At 69.5% G+C, this 16,420-nt stretch carries 20 protein-coding genes and 1 tRNA gene; 13 read left to right on the top strand and 8 right to left on the bottom strand.

The window, feature by feature from the left end; genetic code table 11:
• Positions 1 to 2: 2 nt before the first annotated feature.
• Entirely contained in the window at positions 3 to 995 is a 993-nt protein-coding gene (locus tag B4589_RS14870) for a hypothetical protein (protein WP_079235004.1), read from the bottom strand.
• Positions 996 to 1,092: 97 nt separating this feature from the next.
• Here B4589_RS14870 and B4589_RS14865 point away from each other — a divergent pair.
• Together B4589_RS14865 and B4589_RS14860 are read left to right on the top strand one after the other, a co-directional pair.
• Positions 1,093 to 1,241 (top strand) — tRNA-Met (locus tag B4589_RS14865).
• Between the two features lie 80 nt (positions 1,242 to 1,321).
• On the top strand, positions 1,322 to 2,113 hold the full coding sequence (locus B4589_RS14860) for an HpcH/HpaI aldolase/citrate lyase family protein (RefSeq protein WP_217920470.1): 792 nt from the start codon (positions 1,322 to 1,324) through the stop codon (positions 2,111 to 2,113).
• Positions 2,114 to 2,161: 48 nt separating this feature from the next.
• Here B4589_RS14860 and B4589_RS14855 read toward each other — a convergent pair whose 3' ends face one another.
• A complete protein-coding gene (locus B4589_RS14855) occupies positions 2,162 to 2,497 on the bottom strand; it encodes a DUF5827 family protein (RefSeq protein ID WP_079235003.1) in 336 nt (111 codons plus the stop codon).
• 197 nt (positions 2,498 to 2,694) lie between these two features.
• Positions 2,695 to 3,297, bottom strand: a complete 603-nt coding sequence (gene sod, locus B4589_RS14850; RefSeq protein ID WP_079235001.1) for a superoxide dismutase — start codon at positions 3,295 to 3,297, stop codon at positions 2,695 to 2,697.
• A gap of 142 nt (positions 3,298 to 3,439) precedes the next feature.
• Here sod and B4589_RS14845 point away from each other — a divergent pair, with 142 nt between their 5' ends.
• Positions 3,440 to 4,627, top strand: coding sequence for an MFS transporter (locus tag B4589_RS14845; protein ID WP_079235000.1), 1,188 nt, complete (start codon positions 3,440 to 3,442; stop codon positions 4,625 to 4,627).
• On the opposite strand, the gene B4589_RS14840 is transcribed toward B4589_RS14845, so the two are convergent.
• A complete protein-coding gene (locus tag B4589_RS14840) occupies positions 4,624 to 5,307 on the bottom strand; it encodes a DJ-1/PfpI family protein (protein ID WP_079234999.1) in 684 nt (227 codons plus the stop codon). The genes B4589_RS14845 and B4589_RS14840 overlap by 4 nt on opposite strands.
• 88 nt (positions 5,308 to 5,395) lie before the next feature.
• Between B4589_RS14840 and B4589_RS14835 the strand changes: the two genes are divergently transcribed.
• The 4 genes from B4589_RS14835 (at position 5,396) to B4589_RS14820 (ending at position 7,747) form a co-directional block, all read left to right on the top strand.
• Positions 5,396 to 5,539 (top strand): hypothetical protein, encoded by a 144-nt coding sequence (locus B4589_RS14835; protein WP_176330535.1) that lies wholly within the window; start codon positions 5,396 to 5,398, stop codon positions 5,537 to 5,539.
• Between the two features lie 210 nt (positions 5,540 to 5,749).
• The gene (locus B4589_RS14830; protein WP_079234998.1) at positions 5,750 to 6,241 is read left to right on the top strand and encodes a hypothetical protein; all 492 of its coding nucleotides are present in this window, start codon (positions 5,750 to 5,752) and stop codon (positions 6,239 to 6,241) included.
• Between the two features lie 43 nt (positions 6,242 to 6,284).
• The gene (locus B4589_RS14825; RefSeq protein ID WP_079234997.1) at positions 6,285 to 7,232 is read left to right on the top strand and encodes an RsmB/NOP family class I SAM-dependent RNA methyltransferase; all 948 of its coding nucleotides are present in this window, start codon (positions 6,285 to 6,287) and stop codon (positions 7,230 to 7,232) included.
• Positions 7,229 to 7,747 carry a hypothetical protein gene (locus tag B4589_RS14820; RefSeq protein WP_079234996.1) on the top strand — a complete coding sequence of 173 codons (519 nt, stop codon included), beginning with the start codon at positions 7,229 to 7,231 and terminating at the stop codon, positions 7,745 to 7,747. The genes B4589_RS14825 and B4589_RS14820 overlap by 4 nt, the downstream gene beginning before the upstream one ends.
• Before the next feature lie 12 nt (positions 7,748 to 7,759).
• Here the strand turns inward: B4589_RS14820 and B4589_RS14815 are convergent, their stop codons facing one another.
• A complete protein-coding gene (locus B4589_RS14815; protein WP_079234995.1) occupies positions 7,760 to 9,292 on the bottom strand; it encodes a DUF790 family protein in 1,533 nt (510 codons plus the stop codon).
• A gap of 236 nt (positions 9,293 to 9,528) precedes the next feature.
• On the opposite strand from B4589_RS14815, the gene B4589_RS14810 reads away from it, so the two are divergent.
• Positions 9,529 to 9,936, top strand: coding sequence for a hypothetical protein (locus B4589_RS14810; protein WP_079234994.1), 408 nt, complete (start codon positions 9,529 to 9,531; stop codon positions 9,934 to 9,936).
• A gap of 8 nt (positions 9,937 to 9,944) precedes the next feature.
• On the opposite strand, the gene B4589_RS14805 is transcribed toward B4589_RS14810, so the two are convergent.
• A complete protein-coding gene (locus B4589_RS14805) occupies positions 9,945 to 11,372 on the bottom strand; it encodes a DEAD/DEAH box helicase (RefSeq protein ID WP_158081192.1) in 1,428 nt (475 codons plus the stop codon).
• An 82-nt stretch (positions 11,373 to 11,454) separates the two neighbouring features.
• Here B4589_RS14805 and B4589_RS14800 point away from each other — a divergent pair, with 82 nt between their 5' ends.
• Genes B4589_RS14800 through B4589_RS14785 form a run of 4 tightly spaced genes read left to right on the top strand, consistent with a single transcriptional unit; the run spans position 11,455 to position 13,738 of the window.
• Positions 11,455 to 11,607, top strand: a complete 153-nt coding sequence (locus B4589_RS14800) for a hypothetical protein (protein WP_176330534.1) — start codon at positions 11,455 to 11,457, stop codon at positions 11,605 to 11,607.
• 36 nt (positions 11,608 to 11,643) lie between these two features.
• Positions 11,644 to 12,123, top strand: coding sequence for an RDD family protein (locus B4589_RS14795; RefSeq protein WP_079234993.1), 480 nt, complete (start codon positions 11,644 to 11,646; stop codon positions 12,121 to 12,123).
• A gap of 51 nt (positions 12,124 to 12,174) precedes the next feature.
• On the top strand, positions 12,175 to 13,293 hold the full coding sequence (locus B4589_RS14790) for a pyridoxal phosphate-dependent aminotransferase (RefSeq protein ID WP_079234992.1): 1,119 nt from the start codon (positions 12,175 to 12,177) through the stop codon (positions 13,291 to 13,293).
• Positions 13,294 to 13,333: 40 nt separating this feature from the next.
• The gene (locus tag B4589_RS14785; protein ID WP_079234991.1) at positions 13,334 to 13,738 is read left to right on the top strand and encodes a hypothetical protein; all 405 of its coding nucleotides are present in this window, start codon (positions 13,334 to 13,336) and stop codon (positions 13,736 to 13,738) included.
• 1 nt (position 13,739) lies between these two features.
• Here B4589_RS14785 and B4589_RS14780 read toward each other — a convergent pair whose 3' ends face one another.
• A complete protein-coding gene (locus tag B4589_RS14780) occupies positions 13,740 to 14,486 on the bottom strand; it encodes a proteasome assembly chaperone family protein (RefSeq protein ID WP_079234990.1) in 747 nt (248 codons plus the stop codon).
• Between the two features lie 86 nt (positions 14,487 to 14,572).
• Between B4589_RS14780 and B4589_RS14775 the strand changes: the two genes are divergently transcribed.
• Positions 14,573 to 14,863 (top strand): PRC-barrel domain-containing protein, encoded by a 291-nt coding sequence (locus tag B4589_RS14775; protein WP_079234989.1) that lies wholly within the window; start codon positions 14,573 to 14,575, stop codon positions 14,861 to 14,863.
• Between the two features lie 42 nt (positions 14,864 to 14,905).
• On the opposite strand, the gene B4589_RS14770 is transcribed toward B4589_RS14775, so the two are convergent.
• Positions 14,906 to 16,357 (bottom strand): DHH family phosphoesterase, encoded by a 1,452-nt coding sequence (locus B4589_RS14770; RefSeq protein WP_079234988.1) that lies wholly within the window; start codon positions 16,355 to 16,357, stop codon positions 14,906 to 14,908.
• Positions 16,358 to 16,420 lie beyond the last annotated feature (63 nt).

Genomic DNA, 16,420 nt, shown 5'->3' with positions numbered 1-16,420 from the left:
GCTCAGCGGCCCTGCCGGAGCTCCTCGATCAGCTGCTCGATCAGGTCGTTCTGCCGTTCGAGCTCGGCCTGTTGGTGCTCGACGGCGTCCCGGAGATCGTCGATCTCGGCCGCGAGCTCCGCGGTGTCGGGGGCGTCGCCGGCGGCGTCGACGTCGGTGCTCGTGGGTTCGTCGTCGGTCGGCTCCTCGTCGGCGGTCGCCTCCTCGACCTGCTGGATGAGCTGGTCGGTCGCCTCGTCCGCGGTCGACTCCTCCTCCACCTCCGGTTCGGGCTCCTCGTCCTCCCCGAACAGGTCCGGCCCGTCGCCGAACGGCGAGTCCTCCTCCGTCTCGGTGGCGGGTTCGTCGACTTCCTCGTCGGCGGTCTGTGCCCGGAGCTCGTCGATATCCCGGACGTCGTGGTAGGAGAGCAGCGCGTCGGTAATCGCCGCCTCGACCGCGCGGGCGTCCTCGTTCGGGGCTTTGAACCGCTCCTGCCGGCCGTCGTGGGTGAGGACGACGCTGGTGGCGACGTTGCCGGGCTCGAACTCCAGATCCGTGACGTCCTCGAAGGGGTACTCCTCGAACTCCTCGTCCCAGACGGCCTGGCCGATATGTTTGACCACACGCTCGTCGGTGACGATCAGGGTGAGCTCCGAGAAGCGGAACGTCCGCTTGACGGTCTCCCCGGGGGCGGTGATCCCGTTGGCGTCGAGCACGCCCGCGAGCAGCGGGTGGAGCACCTCGTCGATCTTCGCCTTGGGGATCGACAGCGTCTCCTCGCCGTCGAGCCCGTAGTCGAGAGTGAGCTTCGCCTTCCGGCGGCTCGTGGTGAGCGTGATCCGCTCGGCGTCGTGGGGGTACTCCTCGACGGTCTCTTCGGAGAGCAGCCCCTCCGCGCGGTAGACGAGCGTTCGGGTCGGCGTGACCAGCAGTCGATCCTCGCCGCCGAGATCGACCTCCGCGACCGGCTCCTCGCCGTCGAGGTGGTCCGTGACGGTCTCCGGCAGGGTCATGGGTAGGCGTTCGCGGCCACGGGCATAAATCCGACCCGGTCGACCCGCCGACGGAGATGGGAGGGCTTAAGTTCGACTTCGGACTACGGGGGAGTGCGGCCGGGTGGCTTAGCTGGACATAGCGCCGCACTCATAGGGTATCGAGATTCGGTGCGGTACGCCTAGGAACTATCCGCAGCCCACGGGGCCGCCGAGCCTCGGACCTGGGTCATGCGGAGATCGCGGGTTCGGAGCCCGCCCCGGCCATTCTCGCGGTTCGTCGAACAAGCGGCGACGGCTCTGTCGGAACCCACCGACTTTTGCCGCTCGCCGACGCGGTGTGAGTCGTGACTCGAAACGTTCGCACAGAGGAGATGGAGCTCCGGGACCGGCTCGCGGCCGGCGAGTCGCCGGTCGGGAGCTGGGTGTCGCTGGGCTCGCCAGCTGCCGCCGAAGTCGTCGGGGGGCTCGATTTCGACTTCGTCGTCGTCGACACCGAACACACGCCGCTGTCCATCGAGAGCGCCGGCGAACTCGTGCGGGCCGTCGACGCCGCCGGCGACACCGACACGGTGGTCCGCGTGCCGGAAAACGACCCCACGCAGGTCAAACGCGCGCTGGATCTGGGTGCGTCGGGCGTGATGGCGCCGAAAGTCGAGAGCGTCGAGGCGGCCGAGTCGCTGGTCGACGCGGCGTCGTACCCGCCGGAGGGGAGTCGCGGCGTCGCCGGGAGCCGGGCTAACGGCTACGGCGCCCACACCGAGGCGTACGTCGAGTCGGCCAACGACGCCGTCGCGGTGCTGCCCCAGATCGAGACCGCCGCGGGCGTCGACAACGCCGAGGCGATCGCCCGCGTCGACGGCGTCGACACGCTGTTCGTCGGCCCCGCGGATCTCTCGGCGAACCTGGGCTGCTTCGGCGAGTACGAGGACGCGACGTTCCGGGAGGCGTTCGACCGCGTGCTCGCGGCGGCCGAGGCAGCGGGCGTGCCCGTGGGCACGCTCGCGACCGGTCCCACGGAGATCGACGCGTGGCACCGCCGCGGCGTCGACTACCTGATCGCCGGCACCGACATCGGCTACCTCCGGCAGGGCGCACGCTCAACGCGGGAACACTACGAGTCGCTGTTCGGCGAGTAAACTAGACGGCCCGCCTCTCGCCGCTCCGGGCGACGAGCAGCTCGACGCCTACTCCGGATCCGACGGCTCGGAGTCGGTCGGCTCCGAATGCTCGGTCCCGCTACCCGCGGCGTCCGCCGGCCGTCGCAGACCGTAGTAGCCGGGGGCGTCCTCCTCGGGCGGGTCGGCGACCACGAGCTCGTCGGCGTTGGTCATCACCCACGGGACGGCCCAGTCCAGCAGGACGGACTCGGTCTCCTCGTCGATCTCCGCGCCGGGGTCGAGCCCCTGGAGCAGGCGGGCGATCTCGTAGATGGTGTACATCTGGTCCTCGACGAGCAGCTCCTCGGGCGTGTAGAAATCACACGGGTGGAGCGCGTCGAAGCTCTCCTTGTCGCGAGGCATACCCCGGCGTTCGGACGGGACGGCGTAAACGCTACTGGTCCGGCGGCGACGGCGCTGGCGAACTGGACGGTGAAAGAAATCGGGACGGCGACGCGTTCTGGCTGCGTACTCGACACAGTAGCGTCCGTTACACAGTCACGGCATCGAGTTCCGGGCAACGGCCCGACGGCCGTTGCTGGTCATTCGCCGTGACTGGTTTACTCGAACAGCTCGACGGCCTGCTCGTACCGTGCGGCAGGCTCCTCCCAGTCGACGACCTCGAAGAACGCGTCGATGAAGTCACCGCGCGCGGGACCGTAGTCGTAGTAGTAGGAGTGCTCCCAGACGTCTAGCGCCAGGATCGGGTGGGAGCCCCAGAGCGCGCCCTGGTCGTGCTTGTCGACCACGACGTTCCGGAGCTGGTTGCTGTAGGAGTCGTACACGAGGAGTGCCCAGCCGCCGGCAGCGCCGGCAGCGGCCTCGAACTCGCCCTTCCAGGCGTCGTAGGAGCCGAAGTCCTCCGCGATGCGGTCCGCGAGCGCACCCGACGGCTCGTCGCCGCCCTCGGGGCTCATCGACTGCCAGAACAGGTCGTGGAGAACGTGCCCCGACCCGTTGTGGGTGACGTCGCGGATCGCGCCCGGCGAGTCGCCGAACTCGCCGTTCTCGCGGTTCTCCGCGAGCGTCTCCTCGGCGCTGTTCCAGCCGTTGACGTACCCCTGATGGTGCGTGTCGTGGTGCCACGTCAGCACCTGCTCGGAGATATGCGGTTCCAGCGCGTCGTACTCGTACGGAAGCGGCGGCAGTTCGTAATCAGTCATCGGTGAATCACCCACCTGTTGATGGGTTGCGGTTCGTGTTAAATCTTGAGGAAACGTATGGTAGCGCCCCCCACACGACAGTTCGCGGTGCGGCGAGTGCCGGAACGGGTAGGCACTTCCGTGGGTGTGCCACAGTGGGTGTATGTCCTGGCGCGGGGTGGCGCTCGTCTCGGCCTGGCAGTTCACCGCCAGCCTCTGCTTCTACACGGTGTTCGCCGCGACGGCGTTCGTTCGCGAGGGGTTCGGCGTCTCGCTCGGGGTGACGGGGCTGACCGTGACGGCGGTGATGCTGGGGTACACCGCGCTGCTGTTCGGCACGGGCGCGGCTACCGACGCGTTCGGGGAGCGGCCGCTGCTCGTGTACGGACTGCTCGCGCTCGCGGCGGGGATGACGTTCGTCGCCGTCGCGCCGTCGTTCCCGATCCTATTGGTGGCGCTACTGTTCGTCGGGTTCGCGTACGCGACGGCGATGCCCGCGACCAACCGCGCGGCGATCCACGTCGCCCCGCCGGGGCGGGAGGCGCTGGCGATGAACGTGAAGCAGGTCGGCGTCACCGCGGGGAGCGCCGTCTCGGCGATCCTGCTCACGCGGCTCGCGACCAGCGACGCCGCTGCAGTACTGGGGATCGTCCGGTTCGACTGGCAGGCCGCGTTCCTCGCGGGCGCGGCTCTCGCCGTCGTCGTCGCCGCCGTCACCGCCCTCCGGTACGAGGGGAAGCCCGCGAGCGGGGAGCTATCCGTGCCGGACGTGCGCTCGCTGCTCGACGAGCGGGCGTACCGGGGGCTGCTCGTCTCGGGGTTCTTCCTCGGCGCCGCGGTGTTCACCACCACCAGCTACGTCGTCCCGCACGTCACCGACACCGTGGCGGCCACCGCCGGCGTCGCCGGCATGGTCCTCGCGACGGCGCAGGTGACGGGCAGCCTAGGACGCCTCGCCGGCGGCGAGCTCGCGGACCGCATTCCCGGCCAGCCGACCCACGGCCCCGCGCTGGTCCTCGCCGGACAGGCTGTGCTCTCGACGGTGGGGTTTCTCGCCGTCGTCGCCGTCCGTGGCGAGGCAGCGACATGGGCCGCGTTCGGGTTTCTCGGCGTGTTCATGCTCGGCTTCCCGGGGGTCTACTACGCAGTGATGACCGCGATGGTGGACGACGACGAGATCGGCGCCGCCACCGCAGGGGGGCAGACCGCACTCAACGCCGGGGGGCTGCTCGCGCCGCCGCTGTTCGGGAGCGTCGCGGAGACAGTTGGGTACGACACGGGGTGGACGGCTCTCGCGGTTCTCACGGCCGTGGCGGCCGCCGTCATCTGGCTCGGGGTCGTCCGCCGCTAGTTCACGACGAGTACGTCGTCGTCGCGTTCGTACTCGAGCGTCGTCGCCACGCTGTCGGCGATGTCGGCGCCGAACTCGCGTTCGATCAGATACAGCGCGAGGTCGATCCCGCTGGTGACGCCACCGGCGGTGACGACCTGCCCGGCGTCGACCACGCGAGCGTCGGCCACCTCGACGCCCGCGTCGCGGAGGTCGTCGACCGCCGACTGGTGAGTGATCGCGGGGCCGTCGCCCAGGATACCGGCCCGTTCGAGCAGCATCGCGCCCGTACAGACCGAGGCGATCGTCGTCCCGGCCGCGTGGTGGGCAAGGATCGCCTCGGGGAGGTCGCCGGCGTCGTACTCGCGGCGGACGCCGTCCTCGTCGCCTGCCCGTGCCGACGAGTCTCCGTCCTCGTCGCCTGCCCGTGCCGACGAGTCTTCTCCCTCCCCCGCGGACCACCCGCCGCCCGGGACCACCAGCAGGTCGGGAGCGTCGTCCTCGTCGGGGCGGGCGAGCGTCCCGTCTACCCCAACGTCGAGACCGTGGCTGGCGATCACGCGCTCGCGGCGTTCGCGGGTGACCAGCGAAACGGTGCAGTCGGCGCCCGCGCGGGCGGCGTTCTGGAAGGCTTCGAACGGGCCGACCGCGTCGAGTTCGTCGAACCCATCGTACAGCAGTACGTCGATACGCGTGGTCATAGCCACCAGTTGGCGTCCGGGCGCAAAAGCACTCGGTGAGCGCTTCCGGGACGGAAACGATTAATCCGGGGGGGTTGGGAGCCAAACTATGGCCAACTGTCCGTCCTGCGAGCGGGAAGTGCGCAAACTCGAACGCGCGTTCATCGACGCCGACTGGGGCGAACCCGTCGTCTGGCAGTGTCCCCACTGCGAGACCATCCTCGGGACGACAGATACGGCGACACACGGGTGAACCAGCCACGGCTCGCGACCTGTGCCGACCTCCGTGTCGGCACTACGGAGCACGACGCCGTGGCTGTGTCGGAACCGAATCACCGCTCGAGCGGCCGGGCGAGGCCGGCGCCGTCGGCCCGGATCTGTGCCGTGTCCGTCCCGCCGAAACGGATCGCCTAATCAGCAGGGGCGACAGAAAGCCTATGTCGGGCACCGCCAACCGTCCGCTGTGTCCCCGAAACGCTACCTCGGCCTCGTGCGTGCCGGGCTGCTGATCGTCGGTGTCGGTACGCTCTGCTACGGCGTCTACGTCGGTGCGACGCTCCCCGAGCCGCCGCCGGACAGCGACGGCGTCCCGGCCGGGTTCGCGGTCGTCTTCGTGCTGATCACCCAGTCCGCCGGCGCGCTCCTCGCACAGGTCGGCTACGCGCTCCCCGCGGGGAGCGGCCCGTTCCGGTTCGGCCCGCTCGCGGATCGCTCGGCGATCGTCCGGGCCGCTGCCGCAACCGCGGCGTTCGTCGGCGCGGCAGTCCTCCTGACAGCGCTCGGGTGGATCCTCCCGGACTCGCTCTCCCGAGCTGTCTCCGGCACGTACGCGTTCGCGTGGTTCGGCGCCGCCGCCGGGAGCGCAACGGGTGTCGGGCTCACCGCGGTACTGGCCGTCGGGACCGGACTGTGGCGGCTCGTTCGGGGCGATCCGCTCCTCGGCGACGACGGCTAGCCCGCTCCGAAACCGACAAGCGCCGGCGCCGCCGACGCCCGGTATGAACCCGCTCGACCGCTACGAGCCCCTCGTCGTCGACGTCGAGGCGTTCCGCGACGCCTGCGACCGGCCGCTTCCCTCGGTGGTCCGAGTCAACGGGATCGCGGCCGACCCCGAGCGCGCCCGCGAGGCGCTCGACGATGAGGGCGTCACCTACGAGGAGGTCGACTGGAACGACCGCCTGCTCCGCCTCCCCGACGGCTCCCCGGGCACGACGTGGCCGTACGTCCACGGCTGGCTCCACGGCCAGGAGGAGGTTTCCGCGCTGCCCGCGCTCGCGCTCGATCCCGACCCGGGCGACCGTGTCTGGGACGCCTGCGCGGCGCCGGGGAGCAAGACCTGCCACCTCGCGGACCTGATGGCCGACTCGGGCGTGCTGATCGGCAACGACAACAACCTCGGCCGGCTCTCGGCGCTGCGGCACAACGCCGAGCGACTGGGCGTGAGCAACCTGGTCGTGACCAACGACGACGCGCGGAACTTCTCGCTCTCGGATCTGGGTATCGACGCGCTGGACGGCGCGGTCGCGGACGTCCCCTGCTCGTGTGAGGGCACCTGCCGGAAGAACCCCGACGTGCTGGAGAAGTGGTCGCTGGGGCACGTCGAGAGCCTCGTCGGCATCCAGAAGGGGATCCTCCGGCGCGCGATCGATCTCACCCGGCCGGGCGGCGAGGTTGTGTACTCCACCTGTACGTTCGCGCCCGAGGAGAACGAGGCCGTCGTCGACCACGCCCTCGAAACGACCGACGCCGAGATGGTCGACTGGGACGCGCCGCTCGAAACCTCACCCGGCGTTACCGAGTGGGAGGACCAGCAGTTCGACGACTCGCTCCGGAAAGCCCACCGCGTCTACCCTCACCAGAACGATACGGGCGGGTTCTTCGTCGCGAAACTCCGCGTGGGCGGCGCCGATGCGGGTGTCGACGCTGACGAGGAGGTGGGCGCGTGAGCGAGAACGACGGCCAGCGGTTCGATCGACTGCCGGCGACCCCTGACGATCGCGAGGTCGAGGGGCGGGCCGCCCGCGAGGAGGTCGTCGACTGGTGGCAGGAACGCTTCGGCGTCGACCCCGCGACGTTCGAGAACGTCACGTTCTGGGAGAAAGGCTCCGGGAAGATCTGGGCGTTCAGCGCCGACCTCCCCTCTCCCGTGGAGGCCGAGGGGCTGGGGATCACCGTGCTCCGGACGCGTCAGGAGCACTGGAAACCGACGACCACGGGCGCCCGACGGTTCGGGCGCGACGCGACGAGGAACGTGATCGAACTCGGTCCCGGCGAAGCGGCGGCCTTTGCGGCCGGCCACGACCAGCAGTTCGACCGCTGGGACGGCGACTGGGGCTACCTGATCGCCGCCCACGAGCTCGCAGGCGAACTCGAACCGATCGGCGTCGGGCTCTACCTCCACGGCGAACTCCGCTCGCGGGTGCCGAAAGGGTACCAGGAGGAACTCGCGACGCTCGACTGATCGCGACGACGACTACTCTGCCTTCTCCCGCACGGTCCCGCCGCTGAGCCCCTCCCACTCGACTCGATACCCCAGCGCCGACAGCGCCGCCGAGGCGTCGGTGAGGCCGTACGTCTCCAGAGCCGCCTCCGCATCCGAGAGAGCCATCCCGCTCTCGATCTCCTCGCCCGCGCTCTCGAGTACCCCGGGTCGGACGAGCGTCCGCCCGACGAGCCGGTGGTCGGGGAACGACTGGTCCTCGACCGCGTCGACGCTCACGCCGTACTCGGCGGCCACGTCCGCCAGCGATATCGCGTCCGCGTCGGGGACGATCTCCTCGGGGAGCTCCGCGGCCGCGTCGGCGACCAGATCGTCTTCGAACTCCCGGAGGGCGTCGAGGACGTCCTTCACGCGGACCGAGCCGGAGTAGGGGATCGCGCGGTGGTCACGGGCCTCGATCGCCTCGCTGGCGGCCAGCGACTCGTCGACCGCGACCAGGAGCTCCACGTCCTCGACCGTCTCCAACTGTGAGAGCTTCTTCTCCACGTACTCGGGCGTCCAGAACCCCATGATCTCGAAGTAGACCCGAAAGCGGTCCGCGACCGATTCCACCTCGGCGCCGGCAGGCGCGTAGTCGAACGCGAAGTCCGGGATCATCACGCGGTTACCTGTCTCGAGGGGTTCTGGCTCACGCACGAGCTCCCAATCGGTGTCGAGGCTCTCGAAGGCGGCCGCGAACTCGGCCTCGACCGAGGAGTCGTACGTCGGCTCCGCGACCGGTTCGACGCCCGGGACCGCGACGTCCTCGTCGGTCAGGGTCATCGTCCGCTCGCGGCCGCGGTCGTCGATCGTCGCCGAGAGCCGCCAGTCGTCGGTTTTCGCGACCGAGCGCAGCAGTCGGGCGAACGAGATACCGTAGCGCCGGGTCGCACTGAACAGCGAGTCCGGCCCCGTCACGACGAGCTCTCGCCCCTCCTCTGTCCGCTGAACCTCGTACATCAGCCCGAGCCGTTTCACCGCGCGCACTAGATCCGCCGGTTCAGAGCTCCGCACGTGGACCTCGGTCGCGTCGAACAGCGCGGTCTGGGCCAGCGAGAGATCGTACTGTTGCAGTAGCGTCTCGGGGTCCCAGCGCGGGTCGAACGACGCCAACACCTGGTTCTCCTCGCGGTCGGCGTACAGCGACTGCTCCACCGTGTCGACATCGACGCCCAGCCGATCAGCCGCAGTCGCGAGCGCCTCCGCACGCTCGGGGTCGCTCGCGACACCGACGGATTCCGCGCTCTCGAACGTCGCCCGGCGAGTCCGACGCGGCGGCACCGGTGCGCGGGTCTCGAACGTCGCCTCACGCTCCAGCAGCGCCGCCAGCCCCCGAACCAGCTTGAACGAGTCGGCCTCGCGTTCGGCCTCGTCGAGCGCCTCCCGAAGCCGGGCGCGGCGCTCGCCGACGTGGCCCTGGAACGTCCCCAGCAGGCTCGCCGCCAGCGCGCGGTCGTCCTCGCCGGTGAACTGTGGGTGGTACCCGCCGCCGGCTCGCGAGACCCGGAGGTGTTCCTTCCGCAGCACACGCGGCGTTGGCGGCCGGAGCGTAAAACGCCGCCGGAGCGACCGGGCCGACGTTCAAGTACGATGCCGGGACCACTCCCCCCGTCGTCTGAACACGACCGCAGGGTGGCCGAGGCGGGAGCGTGGCGACCCCCTGCGGAGTCGGTACCGCCACCTGTTCACAGTTCGTCGCGGTCGGCAGCGACGCGCTGTCGCCACAGGGGAACGCTGATTGTCCCTCCCGAACAGTGACGACCGTGCAGCGACGCCAGTTCCTCTCGCTGGCTGCGGTCGGGCTCGCGGGCTGTGTGGGCGCCAGCGGCGGCTCCGGGCCGCGGAACCCGCCGACGACGCCCGAAGGTGGCGGGCCGGTGGAGACCACTCGGGGCCTCCGAATCGTCGACGGGACGCCACGCGAGGGCGATGACGGGGCGCTCGTGTTCGTGATCACCGTCGAGAACACTGCCGACAGCAGCCGGAGCGACACGCTCGTCGGGCGGGCGACGATCGAGACCGACGACGGAACGGCCGAGTACGAGGCCAGCCGGGAGGTCTCGCTCGACGCCGACACGGCGGCCGAGGTCGATCTCGTCTTCGACGTGGCGTACGAGACGTGGGCCGGCGCGAGCGCCGACCTCTCCTACGGCTGGCAAGGGGAGCTCTGACTCCGGCGCTAGCGGCGGCGCTCAGCCACGCGTTCCTCCGCGGTCTCCTCGCTGACCACCTCGTACAGCAGCGCCCGTGAGTCGTCCTCGTTGGGGCGGAGGATGCGGCCGAGACGCTGGGTGAACTCGCGTTCGCTCCCCGAGCCGGCGAGCAGCACGCCGACGTTCGCGTCCGGCACGTCGACGCCCTCGTCGAGCACGTTCGCGGTCACGACGCGGGAGTACTCCCCCGATCGGAACCGATCGAGGATCTCCCGGCGCTCGGCGGCGCCGGTCTCGTTCGTGATCGCCGGCAGGAGGTAGCGCTCGGAGAGCCGGTACACCAGATCCGTGCTCGCGGTGAACACGATCACGCGGTCGTCGCGGTGGCGGTCCAGCAACCGACCGAGTTCGGCGACTTTCCGGTCTGCCTCGCGGACGATCCGCCGTGCGCGCTGCTTGGCCAGCAGCGCCTCGCGCGCCTCGGGGTCGCGGCCGGAACGCTTCACGAGCTCCTGGTAGTCGCTCCCGCGCTGCATCGAGATGTTCGAGCGCTTGAGGTAGTCGACGAACGTCCCCTGGGCGTCTTCGTAGGCCTCGCGTTCCTCCGGGGTGAGGTCGACCTCGATCCGCCGGATCTCGTACTCGGCGAGGTGGTCGCCCGCGAGGTCGGCGGCGTCGAGCGTGTACACGCGCGGGCCGACGAGATCGACGATCGTCTCGTGAGCACCGTCCGGGCGTTCGAACGTCGCGGTCAGCCCCAGCCGTGCGGGCGCAGCCAGCAGCCGCGCGATATCGCGATACCCCTCGCCGCCGAGGTGGTGGACTTCGTCGAACACGACGAAGCCGAACTGCCCGCCGACGTTGTCGGCCTTGAGGTACGCCGAGTCGTACGTGGAGACGGTAATCGCCTCCGCGCGCTGCTCGCCGCCGCCGAACTGGCCGATCGGAACGTCGAACTCGGATTCGAGTTCGCGGCGCCACTGATCGAGCAGGTCGACCGTCGGGACGACCACCAGCGTCGGCACGCCGAGTTCGGCCATCGCGGCGATCGCGAGCACCGTCTTGCCCGCGCCGGTCGGGAGCTCCACCACCCCGCGGTCGTCGGCGTCGTGCCACGCGGACAGCGCCGCCTGCTGGTACTCTCGGAGTTGGTAGCGCGTCGACAGCGAGAGGGGATCGGTGTCGAGCACGCGGTCGCGGTAGTCGACCTCGCGTGCGTCGAGCGCGTTCCGGAGGTCGGCGTAACGGTACGCCGGCGCACGGTAGCCGCCGGTCCGCTCGTCGGCGTCGAGGAACTCGTGTTCGTGGGCGATTTCGGCGAGCGCCGACCGATCGGCGTCGTCGTCACCGGAACCGTCCGCTGTCGGTTCCGGCTTGCGAACGGGAGCTTCGCTCCCGTAAACGTCGCTCACGGCCCGAACCGTCCCGTCCTCGAACCGGAGCGTGAGCGTCACACCCCGGGTTGGCTGCCGCGGTGCTTGTGGATTTCGGGGTCGCTCCGAACGCCTTACCACCGCGGGGCCGATAGCGACGGCCATGACCGACGGTTCAGACGAGGCAGTCGCGGAGTTCCTCGACGCCGCGGACACGGTGTACGAGGAGTACGACCAGGGGTACATGAACGCCGACGTGGCGCTCTCACAGCTGCGGTCACGGATCGAGACCCTCCGGGAGGCGGCCGAGGAGTAGGAAGTTTTTGGTGAGACGCCGTGGGAAACGACACTCATGTCGCGACAGCCCTCCCACGGTCCCGGCGACGTCGACGTCGTCGGTGCGCGCATCGCCGCCCAGCTGATCGACTACGTCGTGATGTTCATCCTACTGCTGGTGGTCGTGTTCGCCGGTGCCGGAGCTGCCGGCAGCCCCGGCGCGGTCGAAGCGACCGTCTTCTTCGGGTTTCTCGCGGTCGGCCTAGGGTACGGGACCGTGCTCGAGGGCGCGTACGGTAAGACCGTCGGGAAGATGGTGACGGATATCCGCGTCGTCGGCAGGAGTGGCCGCGAGATCGGGTACGGGCAGGCGCTCGTCCGGAACGTTCCGGCGCTGTTCGGCGGGTGGCCCACCTGGCTGGTGGGTATGGCGGCGATCGCGATCGACGACCAGAACCAGCGGCTGTTCGATCAGGCGGCGGGCACGTACGTCGTGAGAGGTTCCGGGAGCGGAGCGAAACTCACCGAACAGCGCCGCGAGGAGTTCACCCGCTGACCACTGTCGCGGAGAGCAACCATTAACGCACTCCCCGCCAACCCCGTGGATATGCCCCAGTTCTCCGACCGTGTGGAGCGCATCGCCATCTCCGGTATCCGGGAAGTGTTCGAGGCCGCCGGCGAGGACGCGATCAACCTCGGTCTCGGTCAGCCCGACTTCCCCACGCCGGAGCACGCCCGGCAGGGCGCCGTCGACGCGATCGAGGCCGGCAAGACCGACGCCTACACCGGCAACAAGGGGATCCCCGAACTCCGCGAGGGGATCGTCGAAAAACACGAGCGCGAGCTCGGCCTCGACTACGACCCCGAGCAGATCATCGCCACCGCCGGCGGGAGCGAAGCGCTCCACATCGCGCTGGAGGCCCACGTCGACCCGGGCGACGAGGTGATCATCCCGGACCCCGGCTTCGTCGCCTACGACGCGCTGACGAAACTGACCGGCGCGGAGCCAGTCCCGGTGCCGGTTCGAGACGACCTCACCATCGATCCCGCCGAGATCGAGGACGCGATCACCGAGGACACCGCGGCGTTCGTGGTCAACAGCCCCGGCAACCCGACTGGTGCCGTCTCGCCCGTCGGGGACGTCCGGGAGTTCGCTCGGATCGCCGAGGAGCACGACCTGCTCTGTGTCTCCGACGAGGTGTACGGCCGGATCGTGTTCGACGGCGAACACCGCTCGCCGGCGGAGTTCGCGCCCGAGCAGACCGTCGTCGTCGACGCCTGCTCGAAAACGTACTCGATGACGGGCTGGCGACTAGGCTGGGTGGCGGCCGCGCCCGAGCGCATCGAGCGCATGCTGCGCGTCCACCAGTACGTGCAGGCGTGTGCGTCCGCGCCGGCACAGTACGCCGCCGAGGCCGCCCTCTCGGGGCCGCAGGACGTGGTCACGGAGATGGCTGATACGTTCGAACAGCGGCGTGACCTGGTCGTCGACGGGCTGACCGACATCGGCCTCGACGTGCCCACGCCCGAGGGAGCGTTCTACGTGATGCCCGAGGTGCCCGAGGGGTTCGTCGACGAGTGTATCTCCCGCGGCGTCGTGCTCGTGCCGGGCGAGGCGTTCGGCTCCGCCGGCGAGGGGTACGCCCGCATCTCCTACGCGACGAGCACCGAGGAACTGGAGGAGGCGCTCTCGATCATGGGCGAGGCGTACGAGGCGGTCCAGTAACCGGAAACGTTTTTGAACACGTACTTCTTTTGACCTGTTTGTGGACCGACTCGCCGCTGCCCGTGGATCCGTCGTCGCCGCCGTGGTCGCGACAGGGGTAGTGCTGGGGGAGCTGCCGACGCCGGTCACGTCGCTGGCGCTCGTCGGCCCGTTCATCGCAGGTGCAGTGAGCGATCCCGTGAAGTTCGACGGGGCAGCCGAGGGCGCGGTGGCGGCCGGCGTGGCCGTGCCACTGACGATGATCGCGGTCGGCGTCGCCCGGTACCTGACGTTTCAGGGGACCGACTCCGCGTTGCAGCTCCTCTGGCTCACCGGCGGTCCGCAGGCAGTCGGTGCCGTCTTCGTCGGGTTCCCGCTCGCGCTCGCGGTCGGCGCACTCGCTGGATGGCTGGGGCGGCTCGTCCGTGACCTCGCGACCGGCGACATCTCGATCGCTGGGTTCTGACTCACTGGAACATCCCGGTCCGGGAGACCTGCGAGGCCTCGTGCTGGTCGGCCTGCTGCATCTGCTGGGCCAGCTCCTCGCGCTGCTCCATGATCTCCTCGGCCTCGTCGACCAGCCGCTGGGTGTCGACGTCGACGCCGGCGATGGGTGTGATCCCCTGCTCGATCAGCGCGTGGGCGCTCTGCGGATCCGGGAACCGGGGGTCGGTGTCGACCATCAGCCCCACCGCGTCGACGTCCTCGTCGGCGGCTTCCGAGAGTAGCGCGCCACAGGGTCCCGAGATCATCCCGCCGTCGTCCGGGGGCGCGACCGCGGCCTCGTCGAGGTGGTCCTGTCCGTCCCCGACGCCGATCCCCTCGATCGACGGCACCTCGTCCCCCTCGCGTTCGGCGGCGAGTCCGCCGAGATAGATGGGGAGCACGTCGTGCTCGTCGATCCAGTCGGTGAGGCGCTGCGCGAACAGCGGCGCATCCATCACGTGCACGGGAACGTCGCTGCGGAGCGCGACCAGCTCCTCCTCGTCGTCGGCGTACAGCCGGATCGGGGAGTTCACCCCTCGGTCGGCGTCGTCGAACACCGTCACCGGCGGGACCCCGTCGCCGCGGACGCTCGCGAACTCCCGCATGTCGCGCTGGTCGATCAGGTGGTCGGTGGCGATCTTGCCGACCAGCCCAACTCCCGGCATCCCTTCGATCAGCGTCGCGCCCGTCGGATCGACCGAGTCGTCGGTTACGCGGATCTCGACCATGGGTATCAGTTGGGTCGTCCGGCGCAAGTGCGTTGTGGCGACGGGGACAGCGAAGTATTATTGTTCGCCGGTTCGTCGGCTCGGGTATGAACGTGGATTCCCAAGAGATCACCGCGCTCGTGGGGCGGGAGGTCTACTCCAACAACGGCGTCTTCGTCGGCGAAGTCGAGGACGTCCGCCTCGATCTCGGCGCCGAAGAGGTGACTGGGCTCGCGCTGTCGGATCTGAACACGGAGCTGTTTCAGGGGAACGTCGAGGGGGGGAAGGGCGTGATGGTCCCGTACCGCTGGGTACGCGCGGTCGGCGACGTGATCCTCATCAACGACATCATCGAGCGTCTCCGCGGTCCGGAAGAGAGCGAAGAAACGCTGGCGTAGTTAGTTCTCACCCTCGCGGCTGACCGTCGCCGCGTCGTCGACTCAGGATCCGTTCGCGGTTTCGCCCTCGACACCCATCGCCTCGAACAGCTTGCGTCGAACCGCCTCCTCGGCAAGGCTGAGCAGCGTGTCGCGGTTCTCCTCGGTCGTCTCGATCCCGCCGAACACGCCCAGCGGAATCTCCACGCTGGCCTGCGTCGAGTGGCCGGCGGCCTCGCCGATGTCGCCGAACGCGTCCTGGAGCACCTTCCCGATGTTGAGCCGGATGTCCTTCGAGCGCGCCGAGAGGTAGATCGTGTCCTCCGCGATGCCGAACACCGCGGTTGTGGTGATCCCCTCCAGGTTCAGCAGGTGTGACGCAGCCTGCGTGAGCGCGTCGCGGTCGCGGATGAACCCCGCGTTGGAGACGAGGTGGCTCCCCTGCACCTCGCGGTTCTGGATCGCCTCGGCGAGCACGTCCAGCGTCTCGGGCGACATCGACGGCGACTCGACCTGTTCCAGCGTCTCGTGGTCCGCGAACGGGTAGAGGTAGGCGGCGGCGGTGAGATCCGCGGGCGTGGTGTCGCGTTTGAAGTCCAGCGTCTCCGCGCGGATCCCGTACAGGAGTGCGGTAGCGACCTCCTCGCTCGGAGAGATGTCGAACTCCTGCAGGTACTTCGTCAGGATCGTCGACGTCGAGGAGACGTTCGGCCGCACGTCGACGAACGCGGCGTCGATCTCCTCCTCGGGCTCGTAGTGGTCGATGAACACGTCGATCGTGGCGTCGATGTCCAGTTCGCCGCTCTTCATGTGGTCGACCAGCGCGAGCGCACCGTAGGAGGAGAGTGCGGGCGCGTCCTCGCGCTCGGTGAGTTCGATCCCGAGGAGGTTCACGAACGCGCGGTTCTCCTGGTGGCCGATGTCGCCGTCGTAGAGGATGTCGGCGTCGACATCGTAGCTCTCGGCGATCGCCCGCAGCGCGACCGCGCTGGCGATGGAGTCGGGGTCGGGGCTGTGGTGGGTCAGGATCGCGAGGTCGCCGTCGGCGTTGCGCAGGATCTCCGCGAGCTGGCGGGCCTTGTATTCCATCTCGCCCGATTCGAGCGTGCGCAGCGCGGAGTCGGCGATCACCTCGGAGGGGTTGATCACCACGTCGGCACCCAACTCCCGGAGCTCGTCACCGCTGACGGGGTCGGAGGCGCGGACGACGAGGAACTGGTCGTCGTCGCGCTTCCGGATCGTCTCGACGGCGGCCTTGTTCGCCTCCACGTCGGAAGCGAGGATCAGCACCACGTCCCGGTCCGCGACGGCGTCGACGACGTCGGGGGCAGCGATGTCCTGCACGACCGCGTTGAGGTCCTGGTCGCGCAGCGCCTCGACGCGGTCCTCGTCCTTGTCGAGGATGAGGACGTCCTTCCCCTCGGCGTCGAGCGACTCGGCGACGGCGTGGCCCACGCTCCCGCAGCCGAGGATGGCGTACGACGACATCGAGGAGATGCTGACCCCGGTGCTCATGTCTAGGGAGTGCTTCCGTGGGACGACACTTAAGGCCCACCGTTCGGTTCGGCGGGAAAGGGA

The organism is Halolamina sp. CBA1230, assembly GCF_002025255.2.
Classification (GTDB): domain Archaea; phylum Halobacteriota; class Halobacteria; order Halobacteriales; family Haloferacaceae; genus Halolamina.
Note: the sequence above shows the minus strand (reverse complement) of the source record. Positions and strands in the feature narration are given on the sequence as shown.

What these genes read in the sequence shown, in the direction of transcription:
- B4589_RS14870 (WP_079235004.1), bottom strand. Translation starts at nt 995, where the DNA reads ATGACCCTGCCGGAGACCGTCACGGACCACCTCGACGGCGAGGAGCCG.
- B4589_RS14855 (WP_079235003.1), bottom strand. Translation starts at nt 2,497, where the DNA reads ATGCCTCGCGACAAGGAGAGCTTCGACGCGCTCCACCCGTGTGATTTC.
- sod (WP_079235001.1), bottom strand. Translation starts at nt 3,297, where the DNA reads ATGACTGATTACGAACTGCCGCCGCTTCCGTACGAGTACGACGCGCTG.
- B4589_RS14845 (WP_079235000.1), top strand. Translation starts at nt 3,440, where the DNA reads ATGTCCTGGCGCGGGGTGGCGCTCGTCTCGGCCTGGCAGTTCACCGCC.
- B4589_RS14840 (WP_079234999.1), bottom strand. Translation starts at nt 5,307, where the DNA reads ATGACCACGCGTATCGACGTACTGCTGTACGATGGGTTCGACGAACTC.
- B4589_RS14835 (WP_176330535.1), top strand. Translation starts at nt 5,396, where the DNA reads ATGGCCAACTGTCCGTCCTGCGAGCGGGAAGTGCGCAAACTCGAACGC.
- B4589_RS14825 (WP_079234997.1), top strand. Translation starts at nt 6,285, where the DNA reads ATGAACCCGCTCGACCGCTACGAGCCCCTCGTCGTCGACGTCGAGGCG.
- B4589_RS14800 (WP_176330534.1), top strand. Translation starts at nt 11,455, where the DNA reads ATGACCGACGGTTCAGACGAGGCAGTCGCGGAGTTCCTCGACGCCGCG.
- B4589_RS14795 (WP_079234993.1), top strand. Translation starts at nt 11,644, where the DNA reads ATGTCGCGACAGCCCTCCCACGGTCCCGGCGACGTCGACGTCGTCGGT.
- B4589_RS14790 (WP_079234992.1), top strand. Translation starts at nt 12,175, where the DNA reads ATGCCCCAGTTCTCCGACCGTGTGGAGCGCATCGCCATCTCCGGTATC.
- B4589_RS14780 (WP_079234990.1), bottom strand. Translation starts at nt 14,486, where the DNA reads ATGGTCGAGATCCGCGTAACCGACGACTCGGTCGATCCGACGGGCGCG.
- B4589_RS14775 (WP_079234989.1), top strand. Translation starts at nt 14,573, where the DNA reads ATGAACGTGGATTCCCAAGAGATCACCGCGCTCGTGGGGCGGGAGGTC.
- B4589_RS14770 (WP_079234988.1), bottom strand. Translation starts at nt 16,357, where the DNA reads ATGAGCACCGGGGTCAGCATCTCCTCGATGTCGTCGTACGCCATCCTC.